The organism is Pseudomonas sp. 14P_8.1_Bac3 (assembly GCF_025466085.1).
GTDB lineage: Bacteria > Pseudomonadota > Gammaproteobacteria > Pseudomonadales > Pseudomonadaceae > Aquipseudomonas.
Genome location: NZ_JANLOD010000074.1, coordinates 79,607 through 100,446 on the forward strand (window position 1 = coordinate 79,607; position 20,840 = coordinate 100,446).

20 protein-coding genes are annotated in these 20,840 nt (G+C 59.9%); 5 read left to right on the forward strand and 15 right to left on the reverse strand.

The window, feature by feature from the left end; all coding sequences use genetic code 11:
* Window positions 1-117: 117 nt before the first annotated feature.
* The 11 genes from NTD84_RS26950 to NTD84_RS27000 all read right to left on the reverse strand — a co-directional run bounded on the left by NTD84_RS26950 (window position 118) and on the right by NTD84_RS27000 (window position 12,548).
* On the reverse strand, window positions 118-447 hold the full coding sequence (locus NTD84_RS26950) for a GlpM family protein (RefSeq protein ID WP_262172285.1): 330 nt from the start codon (window positions 445-447) through the stop codon (window positions 118-120).
* An 8-nt stretch (window positions 448-455) separates the two neighbouring features.
* Complete coding sequence (locus tag NTD84_RS26955; protein ID WP_262172080.1) at window positions 456-1,784, reverse strand: sigma-54-dependent transcriptional regulator; 1,329 nt, start codon at window positions 1,782-1,784, stop codon at window positions 456-458.
* The gene (locus NTD84_RS26960; RefSeq protein ID WP_262172081.1) at window positions 1,781-3,682 is read right to left on the reverse strand and encodes a sensor histidine kinase; all 1,902 of its coding nucleotides are present in this window, start codon (window positions 3,680-3,682) and stop codon (window positions 1,781-1,783) included. Before NTD84_RS26960 ends, NTD84_RS26955 begins: the two co-directional genes overlap by 4 nt.
* 159 nt (window positions 3,683-3,841) lie before the next feature.
* Window positions 3,842-4,576, reverse strand: coding sequence for an amino acid ABC transporter ATP-binding protein (locus NTD84_RS26965; RefSeq protein WP_262172084.1), 735 nt, complete (start codon window positions 4,574-4,576; stop codon window positions 3,842-3,844).
* Window positions 4,573-5,244, reverse strand: coding sequence for an amino acid ABC transporter permease (locus NTD84_RS26970; protein WP_262172087.1), 672 nt, complete (start codon window positions 5,242-5,244; stop codon window positions 4,573-4,575). The genes NTD84_RS26965 and NTD84_RS26970 overlap by 4 nt, the downstream gene beginning before the upstream one ends.
* Window positions 5,244-5,990, reverse strand: coding sequence for an amino acid ABC transporter permease (locus NTD84_RS26975; RefSeq protein WP_262172090.1), 747 nt, complete (start codon window positions 5,988-5,990; stop codon window positions 5,244-5,246). The genes NTD84_RS26970 and NTD84_RS26975 overlap by 1 nt, the downstream gene beginning before the upstream one ends.
* Before the next feature lie 192 nt (window positions 5,991-6,182).
* Window positions 6,183-7,097 (reverse strand): glutamate/aspartate ABC transporter substrate-binding protein, encoded by a 915-nt coding sequence (locus NTD84_RS26980; RefSeq protein WP_262172093.1) that lies wholly within the window; start codon window positions 7,095-7,097, stop codon window positions 6,183-6,185.
* 360 nt (window positions 7,098-7,457) lie between these two features.
* Window positions 7,458-8,996, reverse strand: a complete 1,539-nt coding sequence (glpD, locus tag NTD84_RS26985) for a glycerol-3-phosphate dehydrogenase (RefSeq protein ID WP_262172096.1) — start codon at window positions 8,994-8,996, stop codon at window positions 7,458-7,460.
* Window positions 8,997-9,263: 267 nt separating this feature from the next.
* On the reverse strand, window positions 9,264-10,019 hold the full coding sequence (locus NTD84_RS26990) for a DeoR family transcriptional regulator (protein ID WP_262172099.1): 756 nt from the start codon (window positions 10,017-10,019) through the stop codon (window positions 9,264-9,266).
* Between the two features lie 95 nt (window positions 10,020-10,114).
* Window positions 10,115-11,620, reverse strand: a complete 1,506-nt coding sequence (gene glpK / locus NTD84_RS26995) for a glycerol kinase GlpK (protein WP_262172102.1) — start codon at window positions 11,618-11,620, stop codon at window positions 10,115-10,117.
* A 76-nt stretch (window positions 11,621-11,696) separates the two neighbouring features.
* Entirely contained in the window at window positions 11,697-12,548 is an 852-nt protein-coding gene (locus tag NTD84_RS27000) for an MIP/aquaporin family protein (RefSeq protein ID WP_262172105.1), read from the reverse strand.
* Window positions 12,549-12,915: 367 nt separating this feature from the next.
* On the opposite strand from NTD84_RS27000, the gene ybaK reads away from it, so the two are divergent.
* Both ybaK and NTD84_RS27010 read left to right on the forward strand, forming a co-directional pair.
* Complete coding sequence (gene ybaK / locus NTD84_RS27005; RefSeq protein ID WP_262172108.1) at window positions 12,916-13,386, forward strand: Cys-tRNA(Pro) deacylase; 471 nt, start codon at window positions 12,916-12,918, stop codon at window positions 13,384-13,386.
* A 15-nt stretch (window positions 13,387-13,401) separates the two neighbouring features.
* Window positions 13,402-14,184, forward strand: a complete 783-nt coding sequence (locus NTD84_RS27010) for a PhzF family phenazine biosynthesis protein (protein ID WP_262172111.1) — start codon at window positions 13,402-13,404, stop codon at window positions 14,182-14,184.
* A gap of 98 nt (window positions 14,185-14,282) precedes the next feature.
* Here the strand turns inward: NTD84_RS27010 and NTD84_RS27015 are convergent, their stop codons facing one another.
* Both NTD84_RS27015 and argF read right to left on the reverse strand, forming a co-directional pair.
* The gene (locus NTD84_RS27015; RefSeq protein ID WP_262172114.1) at window positions 14,283-15,392 is read right to left on the reverse strand and encodes an ABC transporter ATP-binding protein; all 1,110 of its coding nucleotides are present in this window, start codon (window positions 15,390-15,392) and stop codon (window positions 14,283-14,285) included.
* Entirely contained in the window at window positions 15,389-16,309 is a 921-nt protein-coding gene (gene argF / locus NTD84_RS27020) for an ornithine carbamoyltransferase (protein ID WP_262172117.1), read from the reverse strand. The genes NTD84_RS27015 and argF overlap by 4 nt, the downstream gene beginning before the upstream one ends.
* A 405-nt stretch (window positions 16,310-16,714) precedes the next feature.
* Here argF and NTD84_RS27025 point away from each other — a divergent pair, with 405 nt between their 5' ends.
* The 3 genes from NTD84_RS27025 to grxD all read left to right on the forward strand — a co-directional run bounded on the left by NTD84_RS27025 (window position 16,715) and on the right by grxD (window position 19,683).
* Entirely contained in the window at window positions 16,715-17,005 is a 291-nt protein-coding gene (locus NTD84_RS27025; protein ID WP_262172120.1) for a hypothetical protein, read from the forward strand.
* A 133-nt stretch (window positions 17,006-17,138) separates the two neighbouring features.
* The gene (locus NTD84_RS27030; protein WP_262172122.1) at window positions 17,139-19,244 is read left to right on the forward strand and encodes a molybdopterin oxidoreductase family protein; all 2,106 of its coding nucleotides are present in this window, start codon (window positions 17,139-17,141) and stop codon (window positions 19,242-19,244) included.
* Window positions 19,245-19,341: 97 nt separating this feature from the next.
* The gene (grxD, locus tag NTD84_RS27035; protein ID WP_016773402.1) at window positions 19,342-19,683 is read left to right on the forward strand and encodes a Grx4 family monothiol glutaredoxin; all 342 of its coding nucleotides are present in this window, start codon (window positions 19,342-19,344) and stop codon (window positions 19,681-19,683) included.
* A gap of 94 nt (window positions 19,684-19,777) precedes the next feature.
* Here the strand turns inward: grxD and bfr are convergent, their stop codons facing one another.
* Together bfr and NTD84_RS27045 are read right to left on the reverse strand one after the other, a co-directional pair.
* Window positions 19,778-20,254, reverse strand: a complete 477-nt coding sequence (gene bfr, locus NTD84_RS27040) for a bacterioferritin (RefSeq protein ID WP_262172125.1) — start codon at window positions 20,252-20,254, stop codon at window positions 19,778-19,780.
* A gap of 199 nt (window positions 20,255-20,453) precedes the next feature.
* The gene (locus tag NTD84_RS27045; RefSeq protein ID WP_008057530.1) at window positions 20,454-20,672 is read right to left on the reverse strand and encodes a bacterioferritin-associated ferredoxin; all 219 of its coding nucleotides are present in this window, start codon (window positions 20,670-20,672) and stop codon (window positions 20,454-20,456) included.
* Window positions 20,673-20,840: the final 168 nt, after the last annotated feature.

Sequence of the window (20,840 nt, forward strand, 5' to 3'; positions counted from 1 at the left end):
TGGCAGACCCATCCCGACACCGGCCTCATCCATCATGAAGGCCAGCCGGGCAGGCTTTTGGGGGTAAATGCAAGGGCCGGGCCAGCCTCCCGCCGCGCCGCGTAGGGGATGGGGTGATTAGCCGTGCAGGCGCACCCACACGCTGACCAACACCGTCGCCGCCATCAACCACGCCAGCGCCGCGACCGCGAGCGACGCCTCCAGGCGCATCCGGTCGACCATCACGTACAACGTCGCCAGGTAGATGAAGTACGGAATGATCGACCACATGCCGAACACGATCGTGGTCTTCAGATCCTCCAGCGAACGTCCCTTGCCGACGATGTAATGCGCAATCAGCGCAAAGGTCGGGAACAGCGGTACCAGGCCGGCGATGTAATAGTTTCGGGTCTTGGCCAGGGCCGCGAGGATCACCACCACGGCTGCGCCGAGGGTGGCTTTGAGCATCAGGTCCATCAGTGGCTCAGCCCGTACTTTTTCACTTTATCGAACAGCGTGGTCTTGGCCATGCCCAGTTCCAGGCTGGCCTGGGTCAGGTTGCCGCCGCTGCGTTGCAACGCATCGCCGAGCAGGTTGCGTTCGAACGCTTCCACCGCTTCAGCGAAGGCCAGGCCCTGGGTGCTGCCGCTGGCGCCGGGCTTCTTGAAGGCCGGCAGGCCGAGGGCGAAACGCTCGGCGACGTTGCGCAGTTCCCGCACGTTGCCCGGCCAGTCATGGCTCATCAGGTTCGACAGGGTCTGGTTATCCAGTTCCGGCACGGCGCGGTCGAAGCGCAGGGATGACTGCTGCAGGAAGTGTTCGAACAGTTGCAGAATGTCTTCGCGGCGTTCGCGCAACGGTGGCAGCTCCAGGGTCACTACGTTGAGGCGGTAATACAGGTCGCTGCGGAATTCGCCGGCCTTGCTGGATTCGTCGAGGTCGGACTTGGTCGCCGCGATTACCCGACAATCCACCGCCACGCTCTGGTTCGAACCGAGGCGTTCGAGGGTGCGTTCCTGCAGCACCCGCAGCAATTTGATCTGCAGCGGCAGCGGCATGCTCTCCACTTCGTCGAGGAACAGCGTGCCCCCGTCGGCGTGCTCGATCTTGCCGATGCGCCGCTTGCCGGCGCCGGTAAAAGCGTTGGCTTCATGGCCGAAGATTTCGCTTTCGAACAGGTTTTCCGGCAGCCCGCCGCAGTTCAGGGCAACGAACTGCTTGGTGTGGCGCCGACTGAAATCATGCAGGCAACGGGCGACCAGTTCCTTGCCGGTGCCGGTCTCGCCTTCGATCAGCACGTTGGCCGAGGTGTCGGCGACGTTGGCGATCAGTTCCCGCAGGTTTTGCATGGCCGGTGAACGACCGATGATCCGGCCTTCGAGGGAATCCCGTTCCGCCAGTTGCCGGCGCAGCGACGACACCTCTCGCGCCAGGCTGCGCTGCTCCAGCGCGCGGCGTGCCACCTCCACCAGGCGCTCCGGGGAAAAGGGTTTCTCCATGAAGTCATACGCGCCTTTCTGCATCGCGCCGACGGCCATGGAGATGTCGCCGTGGCCGGTGATCAGCACCACCGGCAGGCTGCGGTCGCGGGCCTTGAGCCGGGTCAACAGTTCGAGGCCATCGATGCCGGGCAGCCGGATGTCGCTGATGACGATGCCGGCAAAATTGTCGCCGACCCGCTCCAGCGCTTCTTCGGCGCTGCCCACGCCCACGCAGGGAATGTCTTCCAGGGTCAGCGCCTGTTGGCAGCCGAGCAGCACATGGGGGTCGTCTTCGACGATCAGCACACTAAGGTCGTTGTTCATATTGACTCGGCAGGCGTAGAGCTTACCAACGGTAAACTGAGAACGAAGGTGGTACCACCGCTGGCCGGGTGTTCTACACCCAGGTGTCCGCCGGTGGCGGCGGCCAGGCTCGCCGACAGGGTCAGGCCAAGTCCCAGGCCCTGTTCGCCAGGTTTGGTGGTGAAAAACGGTTCGAACAGATGCTTGCGCGCTTCGATATCGATGCCATGCCCATTGTCGCGGACCCGCAGGCGATATTTGCCATCGTACTCCTCGCCCTCCAGCCACAGCTCCGGCAACGGTTGCGCCTGCATTGCATCGAGGGCGTTGCCGATCAGGTTGACCAGAATCTGTTCAAGGCGTGTCTGGTCGATCTGCACCTGCACATCGGTGAACTCACGATGCACTTGCAGATGGACGCTTTCGGCCCGGCCACCCAGTAATTGAAGCGCCGCATCCACTGCTTTGCCGAGACAGGCCTGGCCCTTGTCGTCGCCACGTCGGGCGAAGGAGCGCAGGCTGGCGGTGATCCGGCCCATGCGGTCAATCAGTTCGTTGATGGTCTTGAGGTTGGTGCTGGCCACGTCCAGCTGACCGCGCTCGAGAAAGCGCACGGTGTTGCCCGACAAAGTGCGCAGCGCCGCCAGTGGCTGGTTCAGTTCGTGGGCGATGCTGGTGGACATCTGGCCGATGGCCGCCAGTTTCCCAGCCTGCACCAATTCATCCTGGGCGCGGCGCAAGGTTTCTTCGGCCTGACGGCGTTCGCGGATCTGGCCCTTGAGCCGTTCGTTGCTGGCGCGCAGGTCAGTGGTGCGTTCGGTTATCCGACGCTCCAGTTGACTGTTGGCTTCCTGCAAGGCTTCCCGGGCGGCGAGACGGGTGGCAATCACCTTGCGCCGCTCGTTCCAGGCGATCAGCAGGAAGGCCACGAGGGCAAACGCCACGGCGACCAGAATCCCTTGGTTGATCGCTTCGCGGCGCAAGTCCTGCAACGGCGTCAGCAGGGTGAAATTCCACGGCGTGTCGCTGAGCGGGCGGGTCTGCGAGAGATAGCTGATGTCCTCTTCGTCGGACTCCACTTCGCTGTTGGCGGGGAAGGTGAGTTTTTCCTCGCCTTCGGCCAGTCTTTCCCGGGCCAGCGGTTGCAGCTCGTTCAGTGGGAACCAGTAATACTGCAGGCTGCGGGCGAGTTTCTCCTTGGTCTCGTCGCTTAACGGAATCACCGACTTCAGCCGCCGTGCCGGATCGCTGGACAGAATGATGATGCCGTTTTCGTCGCTGACGAAGGCTTCCAGGCGCGCCCGCTGCCAGCGTTCTTCCAGGGCTTCGAGGCGGACTTTGACCACGGCGACGCCGATGATCTTGCCGTGTTCTTCCAGGCCGTGGGCCAGGTAATAACCGGGTTCGCCGTTGGTGCTGCCGATACCGTAGAAGCGGCCCGGCTGGCCACGAACGGCGTTCTGGAAATAGGCACGGAAAGACAGGTCTTCACCGAGGTAACTGTCGACGTCGCGCCAGTTGCTGGTGGCCATGACGCGGCCGGTGGTGTCCATCACGTAAATGGCCCGACTACGGCTGCGCCGGTTCAGGCCTTCGAGGTAATCGTTGACGGTCTGCCGATGTTCCGGCGTCGGGTCGGCCAATAGCGTCGATACGCTGGATTCAAGTTCCAGCAGGCTGGGCAGGTAGGTGTATTTGCTGATTTCGCTTTCGACGGCGCGGGCGTGCAGTTCGAGCTGACGCTGGCCGTTCTCGCTGAGGCTGCGGATGCCATAGTGCTCGCTGATCCAGAAGCCGGCAAAACCCAGACCGATCATCAAGGCGATGACCAGCGGCGGCAGGAACAAGTGGCGAATCAGACGGGGTTTCACGGCGAGTGATGGCGGCGCGGCGCGATAGAGAGTGGGGTCGCATTTCATCACAGATGCCTTGGGTCAACCACAACACAAATCCGAAGCTCACCACGGACCCCTTGTGGGAGCGGGCTTGCTCGCGAAGACGGCCTCACATTCAGAATTGATGTGACTGACACACCGCCTTCGCGAGCAAGCCCGCTCCCACCCTGGGGAACGGTGTTCTTAGTGCTGCAGAATCTTGTTGAGGAAATGCTGTGTACGCTCGGCGCGGTGGCTGATGTCGCCGAAGAAGTCCTCTTTCTTGCAGTCTTCGATGATCTTGCCCGCGTCCATGAAGATCACCCGGTCCGCCACTTTGCGGGCGAAGCCCATTTCGTGGGTCACGCACATCATGGTCATGCCTTCGTGGGCCAGTTGCACCATCACGTCGAGCACTTCGTTGACCATCTCCGGGTCCAGCGCCGAGGTCGGTTCGTCGAACAGCATGACGATCGGGTCCATCGCCAGCGCACGGGCAATCGCCACGCGCTGCTGCTGACCACCGGAGAGCTGCCCCGGATGCTTGTGTGCGTGTGCCGAGAGGCCAACGCGCTCCAGCAGTTGCAGACCTTTCTTGGTGGCTTCTTCCTTGCTGCGGCCCAGCACCTTGATCTGCGCGATGGTCAGGTTTTCGGTGATGGTCAGGTGCGGGAACAGCTCGAAATGCTGGAACACCATGCCGACGCGCGAACGCAGTTTCGGCAGGTCGGTCTTCGGGTCGGCAATGGATGTGCCATCGACCACCACGTCGCCTTTCTGGAACGGCTCCAGCGCGTTGACGCATTTGATCAGGGTGGATTTGCCGGAGCCGGACGGCCCGCACACCACAATCACTTCGCCTTTCTTGACTTCGGTGCTGCAGTCAGTCAGTACCTGGAAGTCGCCATACCACTTGTTGACATTCTTGATAGAGATCATACGGCAAACCTTTTTTGCAGACGCTTGACCAGCAGCGAGGCGGCAAAGCTGATTGTGAAGTACGTGAGCCCTGCGAAGATCAGGAACTCATTGGAGCGCCCGATGATGTCGCCACTGGCGCGCGAGGCATTGAGGAAGTCCACCAGGCCGACCGCGTAGACCAGCGAGGTGTCCTGGAACAGGATGATGCTCTGCTGCAGCAACAGCGGCGTCATCTTGCGGAACGCTTGCGGCAGGATGATCAGGCGCATCATCTGGCCATACGTCATGCCCAGGGCCTGCGCGGCACCCATCTGGCCCTTGGGGATCGACTGCACGCCGGCCCGGACGATTTCGCAGAAGTACGCGGCTTCGAACATCATGAACGCCACGATGCACGAGGTGAACGCACCGATCGGGGTGTCTTCGCCGGTGATCCAGCGCAGCACGAACGGCACCGCCAGGTAGAACCAGGTGATAACCAGCAGCAACGGGATCGAACGGAAATAGTTGACGTAGGCACCGGCGATGTTCGACAGCAGCTTGCTGTGGGACAGGCGCATCAGCGCGAGAATCGTGCCGAGGATGATCCCGCCGACGACGCCCAGCGCCATCAGTTGCAGGGTCATGATCATGCCGTTCCACAAACCCGGCAGGGACGGGATGACGCCCGAGAAATCGAATTCCATCATTTACCCCCTACGGAAATCAGGCCCGGTACGGCGACTTTCTTCTCGACCGCGCGCATCAGCAGCATCAGGCTCATGTTCAGGGTGAAATAGATCAGGGTTGCCAGGGTGAAGGCTTCGAACAGGTTGGCGGAAAACTCGGCGGTCTGTTTGGTCTGCGCGAGCAGCTCCATCAGGCCGATCAGCGAGGCGACCGAGGAGTTCTTGAACACGTTCAGGAATTCCGAGGTGAGCGGCGGGATGATGATCCGGTAAGCCTGGGGCAGCAGCACGTTCCAGTAGATCTGCGGCAGCTTGAAGCCCATGGCGCGCGCGGCGGCTTCCTGGCCACGGGGCAGCGCCTGGATGCCGGTGCGCACTTGTTCGCAAACCCGTGCGGCGGTGAACAGACCCAGGCACACGACGACGCTGAGGTAGGCCGACGTGGTCGGGTTCAGGTCCTGCTTGTACCAGTCCTGCAGGTTTTGCGGCAGCAGGTCGGGCACCAGGAAGTACCAGATGAACAGCTGCACCAGCAGTGGCACGTTACGGAAGAGTTCGACGTAGCAGGTCGCGATGCCCGATACGACGCGATTCGGTACGGTGCGCATGACGCCCAGAATCGAGCCCAGCATCAAGGCAATGATCCAGGCCACGACGGCAATGGCGATGGTCCAGCCCAAACCGGAGATGTACCAGTCGAGATAAGTCTCGCTGCCCACCCCGGTGGACCTGAAGAACACGCTCCAGTCCCAGTTGTAATTCATCAGGGTCTCCCCTCAGTCGATCGATGTACAAAGTGCCCGCCTGGGGAAGCTCCGTTCCCGCCCCGACCGGATGGTCGAGCACACACGAGCGGCTCGACAGCCACCGGTTCGAGTGTTTCCAGAAAAATGCCAGCAGGGAGTGACAACTCCTGAAAGGGCAGGGCCCTCTCAGGAGATAAGGTTAGTCAGGAATCAGGATTTCTTGTCGTCAGCCGCTTTATCGGTCGGATTGGCGATCAGGGCCTTGAGCTCGTCGCTCATCGGGAAGTTCAGGTTCAGGCCTTTTGGCGGGATTGGCTGCATGAACCATTTGTCGTAGATCTTGTTGATTTCGCCGGATTTGTAGGTAGCGATGATCGCGTCATCCACAGCCTTCTTGAACGGCTCGTCGCCCTTGCGCACCATGCAGCCGTAGATTTCGTAGGACTGTGGAGTACCGGTCACGGCCCAGTCATCCGCCTTCTTGGCCTTGGCGGCTTCGCCGGCCAGCAGGGCGTCGTCCATCATGAACGCGACGGCGCGGCCCGATTCCAGCATCTGGAAGGACTCGCCGTGGTCTTTGGCGGAGATGACATTCATGCCCATCTGCTTGTCAGCGTTCATCGACTTGAGGATGCGCTCGGAGGTGGTGCCGGCGGTGGTCACGACGTTCTTGCCTTTCAGATCGTCAAAGTCCTTGTACGCCGAGCCTTTCTTGGACAGCAGGCGGGTACCGATTTCGAAGATGCCAACGGAGAAGTCAACTTGCTGCTGACGCTCGACGTTGTTGGTGGTGGAACCGCACTCGACGTCCACGGTGCCGTTCTGCACCAGCGGGATACGGGTTTGCGAGGTGACCAGGTTGTATTTGACCTGAAGGTTCGGCAGGTCAAGGTCTTTCTTGATCGCTTCGACGATTTTCAGCTGCAGGTCGTGGGAGTAGCCAACCGGTTTGCCCGAAGCGTCGGCGATGTAGGAAAACGGAATGGAAGCGTCACGATGTCCGAGGGTGATGACACCGGACTCTTTGATCTTCTTCAACGTGCCGGTGAGTTCGGCGGCGAAAACTGGAGTGCTGATCAGAGCGGCAGCAATGGCTGCGCCCAGGATATGGGGAACGATGCGCATCAAATTTTCCTCGACATTGTTTTTTTTATGGAGCCAGTTCGTCGGCCCTTTTGTGCTGCGAATGTCTGCCGGCTCCATCAGGGTTGGCGTAACAAGCATTCGTCGAAGAGTGTAGAGCATGACTCGTGCCAGGCCAGGTGGTAGGAGTCATGTCGTTGATTTATAAGGGTATTAAATATTTTTGGCGGGTTTTTTGCGGGCGGGGTATCCGGTTATCCGAATCAACCGCCGGGTCGCGTTCGGAAAACCGAACGAAAGTCCTGGTGCCAACACCTCTCACAGAGAAGGGGGGGGCTGCTCAGAATACAAAAAGCCCCTGAATCGCGAGATTCAGGGGCTTTTCGTCAACCGGATTCCCGATCAGGCCGCTTCGATCTTGCTGCGCTTCTGCTCGACCTTGCTCAGGTAATCCGCGAGTTTCTGCTGTTCTGCCGGGGTGGTGAACAAGCCCAGCTTGCTGCGCCGCCACAGGATGTCGTGAGCGCTGGTCGCCCACTCCTCGCTGCACAGGTAATCGACTTCGCGGGTGTAGAGACCGCCGCCGATGTGCTCGCCCAGGTCATCGAGGTTCTGCACGCCGTCCAGCATGCGCCAGGTGCGGCTGCCGTAGGTGGTGGCCCAGCGCCGGGCAATCTCGGTCGGCACCCAGTCGAACTGGTCACGGATCCGCGAGCTCAGTGCCTGTGGGGTGGTCATGTCCTCGCCGCCGGGCAAGGTCGCCGTCGCGGTCCAGCTTGGCTTGATGTGGGTGAAGTACGGGGCCAGTTGCGCCAGCGCCGATTCGGCCAGTTTGCGGTAGGTGGTCAGCTTGCCGCCGAACACCGACAGCAATGGCGCTTCTTCACCGGAACCGGACAAGGCCAGGGTGTAGTCACGGGTGACGGCCGATGGATTGTCGGATTCGTCGTTGCACAGCGGACGCACCCCGGAATAGCTGTGCAGGATGTCGTCGCGGCTGATCTGCTTCTTGAAGTGGGCATTGACCACTTTCAGCAGGTAATCGGTTTCGCCTTCGGTGATTGCCACGGCGGCCGGATCACCGGTGTACTCGCGGTCGGTGGTGCCGATCAAGGTGAAGTGGTTCAGGTACGGAATGGTGAACACAATGCGCTGATCTTCGTTTTGCAGGATGTGCGCGTGTTCGCCTTCGTAAAGTTTCGGCACGATCAAGTGGCTGCCCTGGATGAGGCGGATGCCGTACGGCGATTCCATCTTCAGGTCATCCCGAATGAACTTGGCGACCCAGGGACCGGCCGCATTCACCAGCGCCTTGGCGCGGATCGAAAACAGGCTGCCATCGGCGCGTTCCAGGTGCAGGTGCCACAGGCCTTTGGTGCGGCGAGCGCTGACACAACGGGTTTGCGTATGCACATGGGCGCCTTTCTCGCGGGCGGCCATGGCGTTCAGCACCACCAGGCGCGCATCGTCGACCCAGCAGTCGGAATATTCGAAGCCTTTGGTGATTTCACTTTTCAACGGGCTGTCCGGGCCGAACTTCAGGCTTTTCGAACCTTCCAGTTTTTCCCGTTTGCCGAGGTTGTCATAAAGGAACAGGCCGGCGCGGATCATCCAGGCCGGCCGCAGGTGCGGGCGATGCGGCAGTACGAAGCGCATCTGCTTGACGATGTGCGGCGCCTTGGCCAGCAGCACTTCGCGCTCGGCGAGGGCTTCGCGCACGAGGCGAAATTCGTAGTGTTCGAGGTAGCGCAGGCCGCCGTGGATCAGCTTGCTGCTGGCCGACGAGGTATGGCTGGCCAGATCGTCTTTTTCGCAAAGGAACACCGAGAGACCGCGGCCAGCGGCGTCTGCTGCGATCCCCACGCCGTTGATCCCGCCGCCGATGACGGCAACGTCGTAGACCTCAGCGAGAGGGGGCGTAGGTAAGGTAGAAGTGGACATCGGCTGGCCTCGGGGCATTTTCGGTATTTGAATTCGAACATTTATGTTCATTTGCGAAAATGGTAGCCCATAAACACGCGCACAGCCAGCTGACTTCGATTGAAAATACTCATCGAAGGGCGGCTAAAGGAAAATTTCCGAACATTAGCGGAAGAGGAATAGGAAACGCGGAGGTGCACATACTGTAGGAGCCGGGTTGCTGGCGATGGCGTCCTCAATTACGCCACCGCCAGCGAGCCAGCTCCTACACGGAAGGTTTTAAAGCAGTTAAACGACCTCAAGCCGAATCTTGTGCTGGCTCAGCAATTGCGCCAGCGCCGGAACCGGCGGCTGATCAGTGACCAGGCAATCGATCAAACTGATCGGCCCCAATCGAATCATGGCGTTGCGCCCGAATTTGCTGGAGTCCGCCGCCAGAATCACCTGCCGCGCATTGGCGATGATCGCCTGGGACACCCGCACTTCCTGATAATCGAAGTCCAGCAGGCTGCCGTCTTCATCGATGCCGCTGATACCCACCAGGGCGAAGTCGACCTTGAACTGATTGATGAAGTCGACGCTCGCCTGACCGACCACACCACCGTCGCGCCGCACATTGCCACCGGTCAGCAGCACGTCGAAATCGTCCTTGGCGCTGAGCATGGAGGCCACGTGCAGGTTATTGGTGATGATTTTCAGGTGATTATGGTTGAGTAGCGCCCGGGCAATCGATTCGGTGGTGGTGCCGATATTGATGAACAGCGAGGCGTGGTCGGGAATCTGTGCCGCGATGGCTTCGCCGATGCGCTGCTTTTCATCGCGCATCTGGTCGGCGCGCATGGCGTAGGCGGTGTTTTCGACACTGGAGTCGTAGGCTGCACCGCCATGGTAGCGACGCAGCAAATCGGCTTCCGCGAGCTGATTGATGTCGCGGCGGATGGTCTGCGGTGTCACGACGAACAGCGTGGCCATTTCTTCGATGCTGACGTAGCCGCGTTCGCGAACCAGTTCAAGGATTTGCTGCTGACGGGGAGGCAGATTCATGGGGCTTCCTTTGGGCTGCCGTGCAAAATTTGCCCATGATGCCGCAGGAATCCGCTCCCGACCAGTTACAACCGGATACCTGTCCGGTGCGTGGCTTATTCAGCGCCTTCGTGCGGTTCCCAATCACGGGTGCGGCTGACGGCTTTTTTCCAGCCGGCGTAGAGTTTTTCCTTGGCGGCTTCGTCCAGCGTCGGCTCGAATTCGCGCTCGATTCTGGCTTTGCCGCGCAACTCTTCCAGGCTGCCCCAGAAGCCACACGCCAGACCCGCGAGGTAAGCCGCGCCCAGCGCCGTGGTTTCACGCATTTGTGGACGCTCCACATGAGTGCCGAGGATGTCGGCCTGGAACTGCATCAGGAAGTTGTTCGCGACCGCGCCGCCATCCACGCGCAGGGCTTTCAGGCGTTCGCCAGAGTCCTGTTGCATGGCGTCGAGCACGTCGCGGGTCTGGTAGGCAATCGACTCCAGCGCGGCACGAATGATGTGGTCGACGCGTACACCACGGGTCAGGCCGAACAGTGCGCCGCGGGCATACGGGTCCCAGTAGGGCGCGCCCAGACCGGTGAACGCCGGCACCAGGTACACGCCGTTGCTGTCCTTGACCTTGTTGGCAAAGTATTCAGTGTCGTGGGCGTCGTTGATGATCTTCAGTTCGTCGCGCAGCCACTGGACGGTCGAACCGCCGTTGAACACTGCGCCTTCCAGTGCGTAGGCCACCTCGCCGCGCGGGCCGCAGGCGATGGTGGTCAGCATGCCGTGTTTGGACTTCACCGCTTTGTCGCCGGTGTTCATCAGCAGGAAGCAACCGGTGCCGTAGGTGTTTTTCGCCTGGCCGGGCTCGACGCACATCTGGCCGAAGAGGGCGGCTTGCTGGTCGCCGGCAATGCCGCCGATGGCGATACCGCTTTTGGTGTGGCCGTAGATTTCCGAGGACGATTTAACGTCCGGCAGCATCTCGCGCGGAATATCCAGCACCTCCAGCATCTTTGCATCCCACTCCAGGGAGTGGATGTTGAACAGCATCGTGCGCGAGGCGTTGGTGTAGTCGGTGACGTGCACCTTGCCGCCGGTAAATTTCCAAATCAGCCAGCTGTCGACGGTGCCGAACAACAGTTCACCTTTGCGCGCCCGTTCACGGCTGCCTTCGACGTGGTCGAGGATCCACTTGAGCTTGGTGCCGGAGAAGTACGGGTCGGTCACCAGGCCCGTGGTCTCGCTGATGTATTGCTCGTGGCCATCACGCTTGAGTTGCTGGCAGATTTCGGTGCTGCGCCGGCACTGCCAGACGATCGCGTTGTAGATCGGGCGGCCGGTGGTCTTGTCCCAGACCACGGTGGTTTCGCGCTGGTTGGTGATGCCGATGGCCGCGACCTGGTCGTGATGCAGACCGGCCTGCGCCAGGGCCTCGACCATCACGGCGCTTTGGGTGGCGAAGATTTCCATCGGGTCGTGTTCGACCCAGCCGGCTTGCGGGTAATGCTGGGCGAATTCGCGCTGGGCGGTGCACACCACATTGGCGTCACGGTCGAAAATGATCGCGCGGGAGCTGGTCGTACCCTGATCGAGGGCAATGATGTAGTTCTTATTCTGAATATCGGTCATGTCGATTGCCTTGGACGAAATAAGGGAGTGAGGTCAGGCGCGGGACCAAAATGGGCAGGATCACGCGCCTACGGTATCAAGAAGTTCTTGGTTTGCCGTCAATGGCCGGTGTTGCGTCCTTTGTAGCAGGTTCGGTGCCTGGCAGATGGCGGGCGATCAGCCCGCGATACGCCGCTGCACCGAGGCAGGCACCGACAATCGGTGCAAAAATCGGAATCAGGAAGTACGGAATATTGCGTCCACCGGTGAGGGAAATTTCACCCCAGCCAGCGAAGAAAGTCATCAGCTTGGGACCGAAGTCGCGGGCTGGATTCATCGCGAAACCGGTCAACGGCCCCATCGAACTGCCAATCACTGCGATCAGCAGACCGATCAGCAAAGGCGCCATCGGCCCGTTAGGCAAGCCGTTGTTGTCGTCGGTCAGAGACATGATCACGCCCATCAAGATCGCGGTGATGATCACTTCAACCAGGAAGGCCTGGGCAGTGGAGAGGGCCGGATTGGGGAAGGTGGAGAACACCGAGGCCAATTCGAGGCTGGCCTGAGTACCGCGAACCATATGATGGGTTTGTTCGTAATCGAAGAAGAGGTTGCTATACAGCGTGTAAACCAACAACGCGCCGCAGAAGGCGCCAGCCACCTGGGCAAAAATATAGAAAGGCAGTTTACGTTTTTCGAAGTCGGCGAAAATGCTAAGGGCGATGCTGACGGCAGGATTGAGATGGGCGCCGGAAACGCCGGCGGTCAGGTAGATCGCCATGCTCACGCCGACGCCCCAGATGATGCTGATTTCCCACAAGCCGAAGCTGGCACCCGCGACCTTGAGCGCGGCAACACAACCGGTACCAAAAAAGATCAGCAGTGCGGTGCCCAGAAACTCGGCCATGCATTGGCTGGAGAGCGACGGTTGTTGTAAAGCAGTTGTCATTCAAAACCTCTTGTTTTTGTTGTCGGGCGCTTTTTTCGTCATGGCCAAAGCGCGATTTTCACCGAAGCAGGATCCCCATCCTGATTCCGGGTTTACGGCGGCGTGCCGCTTGTTACTTTGAACGGTATTCAGATTCGAAAAAATATAGACAAGAAACACTGCTGTCAAAGGTCGAAAGTGAACCGTCAGTCACATTCGAACTATTAGTCACGTGAATGATCGTTTTGTTTGGCGGCCCATGTGGACGCTGACGAGCGGTAAGTAATGGCGTGAGCTAGCGTAAATGCTGCCGTCATAGAGCCTTTTGGCAAGCAATGACCTAGAATCGGACGCAGTATTTTTGCTGCCCGACCCGTCTGGAGTTGTCATGACCCCCGCATTGGATTTGTTGAAAAAAGTTCGTGCCGAACATCGCGTGCACAGTTACGAACATGATCCGAAGGCAGCGTCCTACGGGCTGGAGGCCGCAGAGAAACTGGGGCTCGACCCGGCGCAAGTATTCAAGACATTGCTGGCGGCCAGCGAGAAAGGTGAATTGCTGGTGGCCGTGGTGCCGGTCGTCGGAAGTCTCGACTTGAAGGGCCTGGCTCACGCAGCCGGGGTGAAAAAAGTCGAAATGGCCGACCCTGCCGCCGCGCAACGTTCCACGGGTTATCTCTTGGGCGGCATTAGCCCGCTGGGGCAGAAGAAGCGTTTGCGCACATTCATCGACCATTCGGCCCAGCCGTTCGCCAGCATTTTTGTCAGTGCCGGTCGGCGCGGCCTCGAAGTGGAACTGGCCCCCGCGGTGCTGGCGGAACATACCCAGGCGAAGTTTGCCGACATCGGCCGTGCCTGAATCAGGAGAGAAGTCATGCAGCTTGAGTTTCATCAGGTCGATGCGTTCAGCGATCGGCCCTTCAGTGGCAATCCGGCAATGGTTTATCGACTCGATGCCTGGCTCGCCGACGAGTTGATGCAGAAAATCGCCGCGGAGCATAACCTCGCCGAAACCGCCTTTGTGGTGCGTGAAGGGCAGGGCTGGCACATTCGCTGGTTCACCCCGACCACCGAGGTGCCGTTGTGCGGGCATGCCACGCTGGCCAGCGCTTATGTGCTGTTTGAAATCTATAAAGAGCCCGCGGAACGCCTGGACTTCATCTGCAAGTCCGGTCCGCTGAGCGTAAGTCGCGAAGGCGAGCGGCTATGGCTGGACTTCCCGTCCATCGAACCGTCGGAAGTCGGCGTTACGCTGGATGTCGAGCGCGCACTGGGCGTCGAGGCGGTCGATGTGCTGGGTTCGAATGAATTGTTCGTGGTGTTGGAGTCCGAGCAGGCTGTGCTGGACTGCCAACCGGACATGATCGCCTTGGCGAAATTGCCGTGGCTGGGCGCAATCGTGACCGCCAAGGGCAGCCAGCATGATTTTGTCTCGCGGTACTTCGCGCCGGCGATCGGTATCAACGAAGATCCGGTGACCGGGTCGACCCACTGCAGCCTGATTCCGTATTGGTCGAAGCGTCTGGGCAAGTCGAGCCTGACGGCCTATCAATGTTCGAATCGCGGTGGTGAGCTGTTTTGTCGGCTGGAAGGGGATCGGGTGAAGATCGGCGGGAATGCGACGCTGGTGGCCAGCGGAACGCTGATGCTCGGATAACCCGGATCTAAGTGGGAGCGAGCCTGCTCGCGATAGCGGACGTCAGTCAACATCACGGGCGCCTGACTCACTCTATCGCGGGCAGGGTGATCCGTCGATCAACCCGCCGTGCTGTACCGCCGCACACCCGCCTCAACCGCTGGAATCTGCGCCGCCACGCTGCCGGACGCCTGGAACAACACCAGATGTTCAGCCGCTACCCGAATGCCGACTTCGGCCCCGACCTGCTGATCGATGTGGCTCGGGAAAATCGATTCCAGCTGCGCGCCGGTCGGCATCTGCAAGCGATACAGCGTCGATGCGCCCTGAAACGATTTGCCGACAATCCGTGCCTTCAAACTGCTGTCCGGTGCATAGACGATGTCGTCCGGCCGTAGCAGCACATCCACCGCGCCACCCATCGGCCAGGTGTAGGCCCGGTTGCCACGCAGTTCACCCAGCTCGGTCTGCACCGATTCCGGGCTGCTCAGTTGGCCGCGAATGAAGTAACCCTGGCCAATGAAGCTGGCGACATAAGGTGTCTGAGGTTCGTGATACAGGTTGTACGGCGTGTCCCACTGTTCAAGACGACCCTCTTTGAACACGCCGACATGATCGCTGACCGCGAAGGCTTCTTCCTGGTCATGGGTCACCAGAATCGCGCTGGTGCCGCGGGCCTTGAGGATGTCGCGCACTTCGTGGCTGAGCTTGCGCCGCAGTTCGCCGTCGAGGTTGGAGAATGGTTCGTCGAGCAGCAGCAATTGCGGCTCCGGCGCCAGGGCGCGGGCCAGGGCCACCCGTTGTTGCTGGCCTCCGGAAAGCTCATGCGGAAAGCGTTTGCCGAGGCCTTTGAGGTTGACCAGTTCCAGCAGTTCTTCGGTGACGCGGTCTTTGTGCGGGTGCTTGCGAATCCCGAACGCGATGTTCTCGGCCACGCTCAAGTGCGGGAACAGCGCGTAGTCCTGGAACACCATGCCGATCCGGCGTTTCTCCGGTGCCAGGGTGAAGCCGGCGCTGGAGAGGGTCTCGCCGGCCAGGGTGATTTCACCTTCGTGTACCGGTTCGAAGCCGGCAATCGCCCGCAGCGTGGTGGTTTTGCCGCAACCGGAAGAGCCGAGCAGGCAACCGATGTCGCCGGCATTCAAATGCAGGTTGAGGTTCTGCACGACGCGCTGGTCTTGATAGCCGCAGGCGAGATTGCGCAGGTTAAGCAGTAATGGCTGGCTCATGCGTGGTGGTACGCCGGCTCGACGAGAAATTCGAGCAGGGCCTTTTGTGCGTGGAGACGATTTTCTGCCTGATCCCAGGCGACGGAGCGCGGGTCATCGAGCAGGTCGAGGCTGATTTCCTCGCCACGGTGGGCGGGCAGGCAATGCATGAACAGCACGTCCTCGGCGGCCAGATCCAGCAGCGCGCGATTAACCTGGAATGGCGCGAACAGCTTCAGACGCTTGGCGGTTTCCTCTTCCTGGCCCATGGAGGTCCAGACGTCGGTGCTCACCAGGTGGGCGCCGCGCACGGCGTCTTCCGGATCGCGGACGATGGTCACGCGGTCGCCGGCCCTGGCCACGAATTCAGGGTTGGGTTCATAGCCTTCAGGGCAGGCAATGCGCAACTGGAAGTCGAACTGGATCGCCGCTTCTATATAGCTGTTGCACATGTTATTGCCGTCGCCGATCCAGGCCACGGTCTTGCCCTGGATCGAGCCGCGGTGTTCGAGGAAGGTTTGCATGTCAGCCAGCAACTGGCACGGGTGCAGATCATCGGACAGGCCGTTGATCAGCGGGACACGCGAATTGGCAGCGAATTCGGTCAGCGTGCTGTGGGAAAAGGTACGGATCATCACCGCATCCAGCATGCTCGACATGACAATCGCGGCGTCGCCGATCGGCTCGCCACGGCCCAGTTGCGTATCGCGCGGCGACAGGAAAATAGCCTGGCCGCCGAGCTGAATCATGCCGGCTTCAAACGAGATACGGGTGCGGGTCGAAGACTTCTCGAAGATCATCCCGAGCACGCGGTTTTTCAGAGGCTCGAACAGTACGCCGCGGTTACGCAGGTCTTTGAGCTCAACGCCTCGACGGATCACGCTGACCAGCTCTTCGGGCGTGCAATCCATCAGGGAGAGAAAGTGCCTTGCGCTCATCATTGACTACCTTTTTGCAACAGACCGCAGATACTCAAAGCCTTGTTTAACGGAACAACGGGCGAGACCTGCGGCGTAAGCCGCACGGGGCGACGAAATAGGGAAGGCGCGATCTTGACATTAAATGTCGCGTTTTTCCAATAGGCTACGGTGTTTAGAGGATTTCAGAGGGGCTACGGGGTGACCGCAGCAGCGCGTTTGAAGTCGGGTTCCGGACAGCAGCCCGGCATTTGTACACTGGGCTCGCGGGCCTTTGCAATCAAGGCGGACGGGGATGGGTGAGTGGTGGTCGGTTTCTGATGCTGTATCCTGCGGATTGGAGGGCATTGTGCCTCGTTTGAAACACTTGCTAATGCAATGTGCTGGGTTATAACTACATCACGAATGACGCAGGAAGCCTTCTGAATGGAATCCAAAGAACAGCAACTCATGGAACTGCTCGGCCTTACGGCCCGGGCGCTGACGCACCTCACGGCTTCCGTGACGTCGATGTCCTTTGAGTTATTGCGCAGCAACGACGAGGTGACCAAGGCTGCCGGCCGGCGAATGATCGATCGGATGGCGACTATCAGCTCGGGCCTCGACGAGCACTGGCGAATCATCGGCGAGCTCACCGGCGTGCACGTCGCCCATGAGCAGATCGAAACCATCCAGGAAATCCAGCTGAAGGCGCCACCGCGGTTACCCTCCAACTGATCACGCGCGGCCATCGGCTGGCTGATGGGCGCAGATTCACACGATGAACGTCGCTGGCGCGGCGGCGGGGCACGGGCCATAGTTTTGATCCCGCGGTCGATATTGACCGCCCAGAACAAGACAGAGACTGGCCATGACCAAGACTCTCCATCACCGTGCCTGCCACCTGTGTGAAGCCATTTGCGGTCTGGCCATCGAGACCACCGAGGCCGATGGCCAGGTGCAGATCACCTCGATCAAGGGCGATGCCCAGGATACGTTCAGCCGCGGCCACATCTGCCCCAAGGCCGTCGCCTTGCAGGACATTCAGAACGATCCGGACCGTCTGCGCCAACCGATGCTGCGGGTCGGCAGCGAATGGCAGCCGATCGAGTGGGAGGACGCCTTCAACCTCGTCGCCGAACGCCTGGCCGACATTCAGGCGCGCCACGGACAGAATGCGGTGGCGGTATATCAAGGCAACCCCAGCGTGCACAACTATGGGCTGATGACCCACAGCAACTATTTCCTGGGTCTGCTGAAGTCCCGCAACCGGTTTTCCGCGACGTCGGTCGACCAGTTGCCGCATCACCTGACCAGCCATTTGATGTACGGCCATGGTTTGTTGCTGCCGATCCCGGACATCGATCACACCGACTTCATGCTGATTCTCGGCGGCAATCCGCTGGCCTCGAACGGCAGCATCATGACCGTGCCGGACGTGGAAAAGCGCCTGAAAGCGGTTCAGGCCAGGGGCGGCAAAGTGGTGGTGGTCGATCCACGTCGCAGCGAAACCGCGGCGATGGCCGATCAACACCTGTTCGTGCGCCCCGGCGGCGACGCGGCATTGTTGTTCGGACTGCTCAATACCCTGTTCGCCGAAGGCCTGACCCGCGACAGCCATTTGCCGGTGGACGGTCTGAATGAGGTACGCGAAGCGGTCGCGGGGTTCACCGCCGAAGCCATGAGCCCTTTGTGTGCCGTGCCGGCCGAGCAGATCCGCCAATTGGCCAGGGACTTCGCGGCGGCGCCGAGCGCGGTGTGTTACGGGCGTATGGGGGTTTCGACCCAGGCGTTCGGCACGCTGTGTCACTGGGTGGTGCAGTTGATCAATCTGGTCACCGGCAACCTCGACCGGGTCGGCGGCGCGCTGTGTACGGAGCCTGCGGTGGACCTGGTGGCGTCTACCTCGGGCGGGCATTTCAATCTGTGGCAGAGTCGTGTCTCGGGGCGGCCGGAATATGCCGGCGAGTTGCCGGTGTCGGCCCTGGCCGAAGAGATGCTCACCGATGGGGAAGGGCAGGTCCGCGCGCTGATCACTGTGGCGGGCAATCCGGTGCTGTCGACGCCCAACGGCCGGCAACTGGAGCAGGCGCTGGACGGCTTGGAGTTCATGGTCAGCATCGACCTGTACATCAACGAAACCACGCGTTATGCCGACCTCATCCTGCCATCGACCTCGGCCCTGGAAAACGATCACTACGACACCACGTTCAACATGTTCGCGGTGCGCAACGTCACCCGGTTCAATCGCGCGATCCTGGCCAAACCGGAAGGCGCGTTGCACGACTGGGAAATTTTCGTCGGGCTGGCCAAGGCCTTTGCGGCGAAGACCGGCAAAGAGTTGAAGCCGACGATTCCACCGGCACAGATGATCGATCGGGGTCTGCGCATGGGCCTGTATGGTGATGCCTCGGACCACAAGCTGTCGCTGGCCACCCTGTTCGATCATCCCCATGGCGTTGACCTGGGCGCGCTCAAATCCAACCTGGCTGAACGCCTTAAAACCGCTAACCAGCACGTCCAGGCGGCCCCATCGGCGATCCTTGCCGACCTGGCGCGCTTCGCCGCGTTGCAGGCGCCCGCGGCCGATGAGTTGCTGATGATTGGTCGTCGTCACGTGCGCAGCAATAACTCGTGGATGCACAATTATCACCGGTTGGTGAAGGGCAAGCCGCGTCATCAATTGCTCATGCACCCGGACGATCTGGCCAGTCGCGGGCTTGTTGACGGGCAGCGAGTGCGGGTCAGTTCCCGGGTCGGCATGATCGAAGTGGAAGTGCTGGGCAGCGAGGACATGATGAAAGGCGTGGTCAGCCTGCCGCACGGTTGGGGCCATTCGCGGCCCGGCGTGCAGATGACGATTGCCAGCGGCCAGCCGGGCTCCAGTGCGAATGACCTGACTGACGAATGTCAGCTCGATGAGTTGTCGGGTAATGCGGCGCTGAATGGTGTGCCGGTCACTGTGGCGGCGGCTTGATGGAGTCTGTCGGGGAGACCGAGCATGGCGCTCGGGTTTCCGTTACAATGCGCCACCGTGCCGACCCTTGAGTCGGAAAGTTCAGCCGAGGTGCTTCATGGATATCATCGAAACGATTAAAGAGCAGATTGCCAACAACACCATTCTGCTTTACATGAAAGGTTCGCCGAATGCCCCGCAGTGTGGCTTCTCCGCGAAAGCCGCGCAGGCCGTGATGGCATGTGGTGAAAAGTTTGCGTACGTGGACATCCTGCAGAACCCGGAAATCCGCGCCAACCTGCCAAAATACGCCAACTGGCCAACTTTCCCGCAACTGTGGGTCGGTGGTGAGCTGGTCGGCGGCAGCGACATCATGACCGAGATGGCCGCAGACGGTTCGCTGCAAAGCACCATCAAGGCAGCAGTAGAAGCAGCGGCTGCGAACAAGTCCGAAGCCTGATCCGCTCCTACAGCTTTAAAGCAGGCATTAAAAAGCCCCGCCTCTGTAAAAGAGAGCGGGGCTTTTTATTGTCTCGAGTGTGACGGACGCTAACTTACTCGTCGTCGCCCATCTGCGATTGCAGATAGTTCTCAAGACCGATTTTATCGATCAGGCCCAGTTGGGTTTCCAGCCAGTCGATATGTTCTTCTTCGGATTCAAGAATATCTTCAAGCAGTTCACGGCTGCCGAAATCGCCAACGGTTTCGCAATGAGCGATGGCAACTTTCAGGTCAGCGTGGCCAGTGCGTTCGATCCGCAGGTCGCACTCCAGCATTTCCTGGGTGTGCTCGCCGATATGCAGCTTGCCCAGGTCCTGCACGTTCGGCAGGCCTTCCAGGAACAGGATGCGCTTGATCAGCTTGTCCGCGTGTTTCATCTCATCGATGGACTCGTGGTATTCATGCTTGCCAAGCTTGTTCAGGCCCCAATCTTCATACATGCGCGCATGCAGAAAATATTGATTGATCGCGACCAGCTCATTGGCAAGGATCTTGTTGAGATGCTGGATGACTGTAATGTCGCCTTTCATGATGGGGTCCCGCCCTGTATTAGCTGTCTATAAAGCAGAGTTTGAGCCGCACAATTAAGAGTGTCAAACCTAAGTTATTGAAACTTAAATGAAAATTAATCGGAATAAGAATGTTTGTGTTCCGCGTCTTGGGCGTAACCGATTGATTTTCAGGCATAAAAAAACCGGACATGAAGTCCGGTTTTTTGAAATGAGGTATTTATGCGGCAGTAAATTCTACCGGGAAAGGAATCGCAGCCTGGGCTGTTTGCAATTTGGTCAGGGTTTCACGCACCACTTCCTTGGCAAGGCAGGCGCATTTACCGCATTGGCTGGCTACGCCGGTAGCCTGACGGACTTCCTTGTAGCTGCAGCAACCTTCATAGATTGCATCGCGGATTTGACCGTCGGTGACGCCAGTGCAGAGGCAGACATACATAAGTGAGAACCGTCGCTGGTTGTGACTCAATTGCGATGGATCTTAATGTTAACGAGAATGATTGTCAAAGTGGTTTCTGAAAGCTTTGCGTTATAAGCCGCCGTGACTGACGAACGGTTTTCTAAACGGCAATTTGCCAGCAAGCATGGCGGCGGCAAATTTAGCGCG

Excerpts from the sequence above, each read along its gene's own strand:
- NTD84_RS26950 (WP_262172285.1), bottom strand. The coding sequence starts at position 447 with ATGCTCAAAGCCACCCTCGGCGCAGCCGTGGTGGTGATCCTCGCGGCC.
- NTD84_RS26955 (WP_262172080.1), bottom strand. The coding sequence starts at position 1,784 with ATGAACAACGACCTTAGTGTGCTGATCGTCGAAGACGACCCCCATGTG.
- NTD84_RS26960 (WP_262172081.1), bottom strand. The coding sequence starts at position 3,682 with ATGAAATGCGACCCCACTCTCTATCGCGCCGCGCCGCCATCACTCGCC.
- NTD84_RS26965 (WP_262172084.1), bottom strand. The coding sequence starts at position 4,576 with ATGATCTCTATCAAGAATGTCAACAAGTGGTATGGCGACTTCCAGGTA.
- NTD84_RS26970 (WP_262172087.1), bottom strand. The coding sequence starts at position 5,244 with ATGGAATTCGATTTCTCGGGCGTCATCCCGTCCCTGCCGGGTTTGTGG.
- NTD84_RS26975 (WP_262172090.1), bottom strand. The coding sequence starts at position 5,990 with ATGAATTACAACTGGGACTGGAGCGTGTTCTTCAGGTCCACCGGGGTG.
- NTD84_RS26980 (WP_262172093.1), bottom strand. The coding sequence starts at position 7,097 with ATGCGCATCGTTCCCCATATCCTGGGCGCAGCCATTGCTGCCGCTCTG.
- glpD (WP_262172096.1), bottom strand. The coding sequence starts at position 8,996 with ATGTCCACTTCTACCTTACCTACGCCCCCTCTCGCTGAGGTCTACGAC.
- NTD84_RS26990 (WP_262172099.1), bottom strand. The coding sequence starts at position 10,019 with ATGAATCTGCCTCCCCGTCAGCAGCAAATCCTTGAACTGGTTCGCGAA.
- glpK (WP_262172102.1), bottom strand. The coding sequence starts at position 11,620 with ATGACCGATATTCAGAATAAGAACTACATCATTGCCCTCGATCAGGGT.
- NTD84_RS27000 (WP_262172105.1), bottom strand. The coding sequence starts at position 12,548 with ATGACAACTGCTTTACAACAACCGTCGCTCTCCAGCCAATGCATGGCC.
- ybaK (WP_262172108.1), top strand. The coding sequence starts at position 12,916 with ATGACCCCCGCATTGGATTTGTTGAAAAAAGTTCGTGCCGAACATCGC.
- NTD84_RS27010 (WP_262172111.1), top strand. The coding sequence starts at position 13,402 with ATGCAGCTTGAGTTTCATCAGGTCGATGCGTTCAGCGATCGGCCCTTC.
- NTD84_RS27015 (WP_262172114.1), bottom strand. The coding sequence starts at position 15,392 with ATGAGCCAGCCATTACTGCTTAACCTGCGCAATCTCGCCTGCGGCTAT.
- argF (WP_262172117.1), bottom strand. The coding sequence starts at position 16,309 with ATGAGCGCAAGGCACTTTCTCTCCCTGATGGATTGCACGCCCGAAGAG.
- NTD84_RS27025 (WP_262172120.1), top strand. The coding sequence starts at position 16,715 with ATGGAATCCAAAGAACAGCAACTCATGGAACTGCTCGGCCTTACGGCC.
- NTD84_RS27030 (WP_262172122.1), top strand. The coding sequence starts at position 17,139 with ATGACCAAGACTCTCCATCACCGTGCCTGCCACCTGTGTGAAGCCATT.
- grxD (WP_016773402.1), top strand. The coding sequence starts at position 19,342 with ATGGATATCATCGAAACGATTAAAGAGCAGATTGCCAACAACACCATT.
- bfr (WP_262172125.1), bottom strand. The coding sequence starts at position 20,254 with ATGAAAGGCGACATTACAGTCATCCAGCATCTCAACAAGATCCTTGCC.
- NTD84_RS27045 (WP_008057530.1), bottom strand. The coding sequence starts at position 20,672 with ATGTATGTCTGCCTCTGCACTGGCGTCACCGACGGTCAAATCCGCGAT.